This window comes from Mesorhizobium sp. M2A.F.Ca.ET.039.01.1.1, from assembly GCF_003998035.1.
In the GTDB taxonomy this organism is placed as follows: Bacteria; Pseudomonadota; Alphaproteobacteria; order Rhizobiales; family Rhizobiaceae; genus Mesorhizobium.
The window spans coordinates 1-6,051 of sequence record NZ_RZRY01000391.1; the positions used below are offsets into that span (position 1 = coordinate 1).

The window sequence follows — 6,051 nt, forward strand, 5'->3', positions numbered from 1 at the left end:
ATGCATGCCGAGCGCCGTGGTGTTGACGAGCAGGCCGGCATCGGCAAGCAACTCGCCGACTGCCCCATGCGCCGAGACGCCAGGGCCAAATTGGCGGCTGAGTTCCTCGGCTCTCGCCAGCGTCCGATTGACGATGCGGATGTCCTTGATGCCACGCTCTTTCAGCGCGTGGATGACGGCGCGGGAGGCGCCGCCGGCGCCCAGTACCACGGCCGGCCCATTGACTGCCCATCCAGGCGCATACTGGTCAAGATTGGCGGCAAAGCCGTAGCCGTCCGTATTGCCGCCCCAGAGAACGTCGTCCTCGAACCACAGCGTGTTGACCGCGCCGATTTCATCGGCCGCACGGTCGCGGCGCGCGACGCCGGCGAAGGCGGCTTCCTTGTGCGGAATGGTGACATTGCCGCCGCGGTAGCTGTTCTCGCCGAGAGATTTGAGGAAATCGGTGAAATCCGCCGGCGCGACGTCGATCGCCTGGTAGCTGCCGTCGATGCCGTATTTATTGAGCCAATAGCCGTGGATCTTCGGCGAGCGCGAATGGGCGATCGGATGTCCGGTAACGAAGGCCTTTTTCTCAGCCATCGATGGCTCCCAGCGCGCGCAGCTCCTTCAGGACCGGCAGCAACGGCAGGCCGACGATGGTGAAATAGTCACCCTCGATCTTCTCGAACAGCTGGATGCCTTCGCCCTCCACCTGATAGGCGCCGACGCTCCCCAGGGCCTTGGCGCCGACGCGCGCCAGATGCCGGCCGATGAAGGCGGGGTCGAGCTTGCGCATGGTGAGGTTGGCAATGCCGACATGACGCCACAGCACTTCGCCGTCGCGGCAAAGCACGGCCGCGCTGTTCAGCTGATGCGTCTTGCCCGAGAGCGCGAGCAGGTGGCGGCGAGCGCCTTCCATGTCGGCCGGCTTGTGAAAGACCTCGTCGCCCAGCGACAGCGTCTGGTCACAGCCGAGCACCAGGGAGCCGGGCCTCCGCTCACTGACCTCAGTCGCCTTGGCCTCGGCCAGGATCGAGGCGACGTCTTCCGGCGAGACGCCGCTGTCTTTCAGCGGAGCCTCGAGGGCGCGCTCGTCGACATTTGCCGGCACCGCCTCGATGTCGAGGCCGGCATTGACGAGCATGGTCTTTCGGAACGGGCTGCCGGAGGCGAGGATGATCTTTTCGGACATGCACTAGTTCCCTGACGCTGTTGACCCATCGTTTGTCCGGCGGTCCAGCACAAACTTTGGAGAATGGCCAAGGCCCTACGAACTTCGTCATCCTAGGGCGAAGCAGGAGCGAAGCTCCGTTGCGAAGACCCTAAGATCCATGCCGTAACCTCAGCCGAGGGGCGCAGCGGAGCAGAATTCTACACCGTTGCAATACTTCGACGTCATGGCATGGATCCTAGGGTCTACGCCGCGTCGCTGCGCTCCTTGCTCCGCCCTAGGATGACGAAGCAGCCGGCGTCTCGGCCAATCTCCGTTACCGCGTCTTGCCCCGCAGGGCAACGATTGCCGCCGCCGTTTCCTCGATGGAGCGGCGGCTGACATCGATCATCGGCCAGCCATGCTTCGTGCAGAGCTGACGCGCATACGCGAGCTCCTCGTTGATGGCGGCGCGATCGACATAGTCGGTCGGCACGAAGGCGGCGCTGTTGCCGAGGATGCGGTTCTGCCTCACATGCGAGATACGCTCGGCCGTCGCGATCAGCCCGACGATCAGCGGCGTCTTGGCGGAGATCAGGCTCTCGGGCAGCGGCACGCCGAGCACGATCGGGATGTTGGCTGTCTTGATGCCGCGATTGGCGAGATAGATCGAGGTCGGCGTCTTCGAGGTGCGCGAGATGCCGATCAGCACGATATCGGCATCGTCCATATTGGCCGGCAGCTGGCCGTCATCATGCTCCATGGTGAAGTTCAACGCGTCGATGCGGCGAAAATATTCGGCGTCGAGCACGTGCTGGGCGCCGACGCGGCGACCGGCCGGCGTGCCGAGATAGGATTGGAAGACGGCGAGCACCGGCTCCAGCACCGAGACGCAAGGCAGGCCCATGGCCGCGCAGCGCTCGTCGATCGAGCGCGCGAGCTTCTGATCGACCACGGTGTAGAGGATGATGCCGGGCTCCTCCTCGATGTCATCGAAGACCTTGGCGACCTGCTTCTCGGTTCGGATCAGCGGATAGATATGTTCGATGGCGCGCGCGTCCTTGTACTGCGCGGACGCAGCGCGGCCAGCGGCCAGCAGCGTCTCGCCGGTGGCGTCGGAGATCAGGTGCAGATGGAAGAAGCTCTGAGGTTTGTTCACAAGGGATGGGTCCAGGCTGTGGGCAATTGTGGACAAGGCCGGATGTGCGGGCCTTGGGTAGGGAAGCGACTGTATCAGATGGCCGCTTGTCCACAATTCGACCAGCTGTAGGCTTTGTCGCGGCGCTGGGGACAAAACTGGGGATCAACTTTTCCGGGCCGATTTCATCCACAACCCGAACATCGGAGCGGACCGGCCAAGCGTTTGACTCGAAAGCCTGAATCGTCCTTGTCCCCAGATCCCTCCAGTTTGCGAAAACAAGTACGCGACAATATGCTGACTGGCCTTTTCGAGCCGCAGGCTGGACAGGTCGCAATCATCACAACCAACAGACTCTTAGAATCAGAAGACTCTTTTAAAATAGATATTTGATTTAAGAGACCGCGCATGACCCCGAACCGGAGGTTCGGAAAGGATCATGCGCTAGATGAAAGTGCTACAGGGTCCTTTGCGCGTCTTAGGACGCGCGGCGCTGTAGAGAGAGGCGGGCGCTGGATGGCTGGGAAACGGATCGTGCTCGACGTCCTCAAGGGCGAGACGGTTTCACCGCCGCCGCTCTGGATGATGCGCCAGGCAGGCCGCTATCTTCCGGAGTATCGCAAGACCAGGAAACGGGCCGGATCCTTCCTCGATCTCTGCTATGATCCGGACCTTGCCGTCGAGGTGACGCTGCAGCCGATCGAACGCTTCGGCTTCGACGCCTCGATCCTGTTCTCCGACATTCTCGTTGTGCCCAACGCCTTGGGAAGGGATGTTCGTTTCGAGGAAGGCCGCGGGCCGGTCCTGAAGCCGATCTCGGCGGCCGAGATTGCGGCGCTGAACGGCGATGTGTTTCACGTGAATCTTGAGCCGGTCTACGAGACCGTGCGCCGGCTGCGCGCGAAATTGCCCAACGAGACGACGCTGCTCGGCTTCTGCGGCGCGCCATGGACGGTGGCGACCTATATGATCGCCGGGCATGGGACGCCCGACCAGGGCCCGGCGCGGCTGTTCGCCTATCGCGAGCCCGAGGCCTTCGCGAGGCTCTTGAAGACACTGGCCGATCATTCGGCTGCCTATCTCATCCGCCAGATCGAAGCCGGCGCCGATGCGGTGCAGATTTTCGATTCCTGGTCGGGCGTGCTGGACGAGCCCTCCTTCGAGGCTTTCTGCGTCGAGCCGGTGGCCGAGATCGTGCGGCAGGTGGAGGCGGTTCATCCCGACGTGCCGGTGATCGGTTTTCCGAAGGGCGCCGGCGAACGCTATCGCGACTACAGGAAGAAGACCGGCATTGCCGGTCTCGGCCTCGACTGGACCGTGCCTTTGTCCATGGCGAAGGAGCTGCAGCGCGAAGGCGCGGTGCAGGGCAATCTCGATCCGCTGCGGCTGGTCGCCGGCGGCAAGGCGCTGGCCGATGGCGTCGAGTCGATCCTGAGGACACTGGGCGGCGGGCCGCTGATCTTCAATCTCGGCCATGGCATCACGCCGGAAACGCCGGTCGCCCATGTCGAAGCGATGGTGAAAATGGTGAGGAGCCACCGATGAGCAATGTGAGCAACGAGAACACCACCGGCCAGGCGATGAAGCGCATGGTGATCGGCATTGTCGTTCTCGTGGCGGCGACGGCCCTTCTCTATTTGGTGGCTGGCGACGGCTTCTATCTCTGGGCGAAGGCCATTCATGTGATCGCGGTGATCGCCTGGATGGCGGGCATGCTCTATCTGCCGCGGCTGTTCGTCTATCATGTCGATGCCGAAAAAGGCTCGGTGCAGTCCGAGACCTTCAAGGTGATGGAGCGCCGTCTGCTCAGGGGGATCATCAATCCGGCGATGATCGTGACCTGGGTGTTCGGCCTTTGGCTGGCCTGGAAAGGCTTCGGCTTCCAGGGCGGCTGGCTGCACACCAAGATCGCGCTGGTGCTCATCCTGTCGGGTCTGCATGGCTATCTCGCCGGCGCGGTCAGGAAATTCGCCGAGGACAAGAACGAAAAGCCGGCCAGGCACTGGCGGATCGTCAACGAGATCCCCACATTGCTGATGATCGTCATCGTCATCCTGGTCGTCGTGAAGCCGTTCTAGGCTCCCCCCAAAACCAGAAGAAGCCCAGCAAAAGGCGGCTTGCTCTTTCGGGCGACCGACGATAAAAGACGGGTCTTCCTTCCCGTCATGCGCCGCCCCCTTTACTCGCTTTCGGCCGCGCCCGGCATTTGTCGTATTCAGCCGATTTTTCTCCCCAAAGCCTACCCAGAGTCTATCTAATGCAAGAAATGAAACTCGCAGAGTTCAAGAACAAGAAGCCGCCGGAGCTGATCGCTTACGCCGAAACGCTCGAGGTGGAGAACGCCAGCGTCATGCGCAAGCAGGAGCTGATGTTCGCGATCCTGAAGAAGCTCGCCGCGCAGGACATCGAGATCATCGGTGATGGCGTGGTGGAGGTGCTGCAGGACGGCTTCGGCTTCCTGCGCTCGGCCAACGCAAACTACCTGCCCGGCCCCGACGACATCTATATCTCGCCGTCGCAGATCCGGCGCTTCTCGCTCAAGACCGGCGACACGGTCGAAGGACCGATCCGCAGCCCGAAAGAGGGCGAGCGCTATTTCGCGCTGCTCAAGGTCAACACCATCAATTTCGACGATCCGGAAAAAATCCGGCACAAGATACACTTCGACAATCTGACGCCGCTCTACCCGACCTCGCGGCTGAAGATGGAGGTCGACACTCCCCCCACCAAGGACATCTCGCCGCGCGTGATTGACCTGGTGGCGCCGATCGGCAAGGGCCAGCGCGCGCTGATCAACGCGCAGCCGCGCACCGGTAAGACGGTGCTGTTGCAGAACATCGCGCATTCGATCACCGCCAATCATCCGGAATGCTACCTGATCGTGCTTTTGATCGACGAGCGTCCTGAAGAAGTGACCGACATGCAACGCTCGGTGAAGGGCGAGGTCATCTCCTCGACCTTCGACGAGCCAGCCGCGCGTCACGTGCAGGTCGCCGAAATGGTGATCGAGAAGGCCAAGCGCCTGGTTGAGCATGGTCGCGACGTCGTCATCCTGCTCGATTCGATCACCCGCCTCGGCCGCGCCTACAACACGGTCGTGCCGTCATCCGGCAAGGTGCTAACCGGCGGTGTCGACGCCAACGCGCTGCAACGCCCGAAGCGTTTCTTTGGTGCGGCCCGCAATATCGAAGAAGGCGGTTCGCTGACCATTATCGCCACCGCGCTGATCGACACCGGCAGCCGCATGGACGAAGTCATCTTCGAAGAGTTCAAGGGCACCGGCAACTGCGAAATCCAGCTCGACCGCAAGGTGGCCGACAAGCGCATCTATCCGGCGATCGACATCCTCAAGTCTGGTACCCGCAAGGAAGACCTGCTGGTGCCGCGATCGGACCTGCAGAAGATCTTCGTGCTGCGCCGCGTCCTAGCGCCGATGGGCACGACCGACGCGATCGAGTTCCTGATCGACAAGCTCAAGCAGACCAAGACCAACGCGGACTTCTTCGATTCGATGAATACGTGATTGGGGACTGCGGTCCCCCTTCTCCCCTTGTGGGAGAGGTGGCCGCGAAGCGGCCGGATGAGGGGTGCTCCAGCTTGACGCAGCCGCTTATCCAGTCGGAATCCGCCAGCGTCTCACTCAGCTGGAACACCCCTCATCTGTCTCGGCGCTGCGCGCCGATCCACCGCCCGGCCCTTCGCAGGCTCAGGGCGTTCGAAGCTCGAAAAGCCAATCAATTGGCTTTTCGTCCGCTGCGCGGACCGCCTCTCACCCCACAAG

The 6,051-nt window shown here is 62.3% G+C and carries 6 protein-coding genes; 3 read left to right on the forward strand and 3 right to left on the reverse strand.

Features of this window, described 5'->3' with window-relative positions; all coding sequences use genetic code 11:
* The 3 genes from EOA24_RS24690 to EOA24_RS24700 form a co-directional block, all read right to left on the reverse strand.
* On the reverse strand, positions 1 to 582 hold a 582-nt coding region (locus EOA24_RS24690; RefSeq protein ID WP_133374596.1), incomplete at its 3' end, for a shikimate dehydrogenase.
* Positions 575 to 1,174: a Maf-like protein gene (locus tag EOA24_RS24695; protein ID WP_126080350.1), complete on the reverse strand. Its 600-nt coding sequence runs from the start codon at positions 1,172 to 1,174 to the stop codon at positions 575 to 577. The genes EOA24_RS24695 and EOA24_RS24690, both read right to left, overlap by 8 nt.
* A gap of 295 nt (positions 1,175 to 1,469) precedes the next feature.
* Complete coding sequence (locus EOA24_RS24700) at positions 1,470 to 2,291, reverse strand: pyruvate, water dikinase regulatory protein (RefSeq protein ID WP_126080351.1); 822 nt, start codon at positions 2,289 to 2,291, stop codon at positions 1,470 to 1,472.
* Positions 2,292 to 2,786: 495 nt separating this feature from the next.
* On the opposite strand from EOA24_RS24700, the gene hemE reads away from it, so the two are divergent.
* The 3 genes from hemE (at position 2,787) to rho (ending at position 5,793) form a co-directional block, all read left to right on the forward strand.
* Positions 2,787 to 3,815 (forward strand): uroporphyrinogen decarboxylase, encoded by a 1,029-nt coding sequence (gene hemE, locus EOA24_RS24705; protein ID WP_126080352.1) that lies wholly within the window; start codon positions 2,787 to 2,789, stop codon positions 3,813 to 3,815.
* Positions 3,812 to 4,348, forward strand: coding sequence for a protoporphyrinogen oxidase HemJ (gene hemJ, locus EOA24_RS24710; RefSeq protein ID WP_126080353.1), 537 nt, complete (start codon positions 3,812 to 3,814; stop codon positions 4,346 to 4,348). Before hemE ends, hemJ begins: the two co-directional genes overlap by 4 nt.
* A gap of 179 nt (positions 4,349 to 4,527) precedes the next feature.
* Entirely contained in the window at positions 4,528 to 5,793 is a 1,266-nt protein-coding gene (gene rho, locus EOA24_RS24715; RefSeq protein ID WP_127410150.1) for a transcription termination factor Rho, read from the forward strand.
* Positions 5,794 to 6,051 lie beyond the last annotated feature (258 nt).